Annotated in this window: 1 protein-coding gene; it reads left to right on the top strand. The window is 65.0% G+C overall.

Going from position 1 to position 3,068, the window contains the following annotated elements; translation table 11 throughout:
- Positions 1 to 3,068, top strand: a 3,068-nt coding sequence (locus JQ628_RS34225; RefSeq protein ID WP_249128764.1) for a beta strand repeat-containing protein, incomplete at both ends; no start/stop codon positions are given.

The following is a 3,068-nucleotide window of genomic DNA, read 5'->3' as shown; positions in this document are numbered from 1 at the left end:
ACCATCACCGACCACGACCTCGACCAGGTCTCCTCGCAGGCCATCAGCATCGGCAAGTATATCGGCTTCCAGGACGACGGTCCGTCGATCGACGTGGCGGCGACCAACGAGGCGAACATCCTGCTGACGACGCAGGATGCGGAGACCGACGGCGATCCAACCGCGCAGGACGTTGCGACCTCGACCGCGAACTTCTCCGGCGTGTTTGCGATCGCCAGTCAGGCGTTCGGTTCCGACGGTCCGGGCTCGGTGACGGCGCTCGGCTATTCGCTGAGCCTCGCCGGCTCGAACGGCGTCGATTCGACGCTCGACAGCAACGGCGCGAGCATTTACCTCCACAATATCAACGGCGTGATCACCGGCTCGACCTCGAGCTCGACGGCCGGCGTGAATACCGGCAACACGATCTTCACGATCTCCGTGAACGCTTCGGGCGTCGTGACGCTGACGCAATTCGCGGAAATCGATCACGCCAACAACAACGACACCTCGGCGCCGTATGACGACCAGTTTGCGGTCCTCACCACCGGCCTGGTCAACCTGACGGCGACGGCGACCATCACCGATGGTGACGGTGACACTGCGACCGACAGCGCAACCGTCGACCTCGGCGGCAACATCCGCTTCGCCGACGACGGTCCGTCGATCGACGTGGCGGCGACCAACGAGGCGAACATCCTGCTGACGACGCAGGATGCGGAGACCGACGGCAATCCGACCGCACAGGACGTCGCGACCTCGACCGCGAACTTCTCCGGCGTGTTTGCGATCGCCAGCCAGGCCTACGGCGCAGACGGCCCGGGCTCGGTGACGGCGCTCGGCTATTCGCTCAGCCTCGTCGGCTCGAACGGCGTGGATTCGACGCTCGACAGCAACGGCGCGAGCATCTTCCTGCACAACATCAACGGCGTGATCACCGGCTCGACCTCCAGCTCGACGGCCGGCGTAAACACCGGCAACACGATCTTCACAATCTCGGTGAACGCCTCGGGCGTCGTGACGCTGACGCAGTTTGCAGAGATCGACCACGCCAACAACAACGACACCTCGGCTCCGTACGACGACCAGTTCGCGGTCCTGAACACGGGCCTCGTCAACCTGACGGCGACGGCGACCATCACCGACGGTGACGGCGACAAGGCGACCGACAGCGCGATTGTCGATCTCGGCGGCAACATCCGCTTCGCGGACGACGGCCCGGCGATCGACGTCAGGGCGACGAACGAGTCGAACGTCCTGCTGACGACGCAGGATGCGGAGACCGACGGCAATCCGACCGCGCAGGACGTTTCGACCTCCACGGCGAACTTCTCGGGCGTGTTCTCCATCGCGAGCCAGGCCTACGGCGCGGACGGCCCGGGCTCGGTCACTGCGCTCGGCTATTCGCTGAGCCTCGCCGGCTCGAACGGCGTGGATTCGACGCTCGACAGCGACGGTGCGAGCATCTTCCTGCACAACATCAACGGCGTGATCACCGGCTCGACCTCCAGCTCGACGGCGGGGGTAACCCCGGGCAACACGATCTTCACGATCGAAGTGAGCAGCACGGGCGTCGTGACGCTGACGCAGTTCGCGGAGATTGACCACGCCAACAACAACGACACCTCGGCTCCGTATGACGACCAGTTTGCGGTCCTCAACACCGGCCTCGTGAACCTGACGGCGACGGCGACCATCACCGACGGTGACGGTGACACGGCGACTGACAGCGCGACCGTCGACCTCGGCGGCAACATCCGCTTTGCGGATGATGGCCCGGCGATCGATGTCGCGGCGACCAACGAGGCCAACATCCTGCTGACGACGCAGGATGCGGAGACGGACGGCAATCCGACCGCGCAGGATGTTGCGACCTCCACGGCGAACTTCTCCGGCGTGTTTGCGATCGCCAGCCAGGCCTACGGCGCAGACGGTCCGGGCTCGGTGACGGCGCTCGGTTACTCGCTAAGCCTGTTCGGTTCGAACGGCGTGGATTCGACGCTCGACAGCAACGGCGCGAGCATTTACCTCCACAACATCAACGGTGTGATCACTGGCTCGACCTCGAGCTCGACAGCCGGCGTGAACGTGAACAACACGATCTTCACGATCTCGGTGGACGGCTCGGGCGTTGTCACGCTGACGCAGTTTGCAGAGATCGACCACGCCAATAACAACGACACGTCGGCTCCGTATGATGACCAGTTCGCGGTTCTGAACACGGGATTGGTGCGCCTGACGGCGACCGCGACCATCACCGATGGTGACGGCGACAAGGCGACGGACAGTGCAACCGTCGATCTCGGCGGCAACATCCGCTTTGCGGACGACGGCCCGGCGATCGACGTGGCCGCAACGAACGAGGCGAATGTCCTGCTGACGACGCAGGATGCGGAGACCGATGGCGATCCAACCGCGCAGGACGTTGCGACCTCGACCGCGAACTTCTCCGGCGTGTTCTCGATCGCCAGCCAGGCCTATGGCGCGGATGGCCCGGGCTCGGTGACGGCGCTCGGCTATTCGCTGAGCCTCGCCGGCTCGAACGGCGTCGATTCGACGCTCGACAGCAACGGCGCGAGCATTTTCCTCCACAACATCAACGGCGTGATCACCGGCTCGACCTCGAGTTCGACGGCCGGCGTAAACACCGGCAACACGATCTTCACGATCTCCGTGAACGCCTCGGGCGTCGTGACGCTGACGCAATTTGCGGAGATCGACCACGCCAACAACAATGACAGCTCGGCTCCGTACGACGATCAGTTCGCGGTCCTGAACACGGGGCTGGTGAACCTGACGGCGACGGCGACCATCACCGACGGTGACGGCGACAAGGCGACCGACAGCGCGACCGTCGATCTCGGCGGCAACATCCGCTTCGCCGACGACGGCCCGAGCGTTGGCCCGAATTCGGTCGTGTACACGGACGACGAGACGGCGACGCATACGGATGCGTCGCCGAACCTTGGCGGCGCGGACGACTATACGGGCACGCCGGCGGCGAACCTGACGGGCACGCTGGCGCACGCCTATGGCGCAGACGGTGCGGGCACGACGCTGCTGCTCGCCACCAATCCGACGCCCGGCTT

The sequence above is a fragment of the Bradyrhizobium lablabi genome (assembly GCF_018129385.1).
Classification (GTDB): domain Bacteria; phylum Pseudomonadota; class Alphaproteobacteria; order Rhizobiales; family Xanthobacteraceae; genus Bradyrhizobium; species Bradyrhizobium lablabi_C.
The sequence above is the reverse complement of the archived record's forward strand: the minus strand, read 5'-3'. Positions and strand labels throughout refer to the sequence as shown.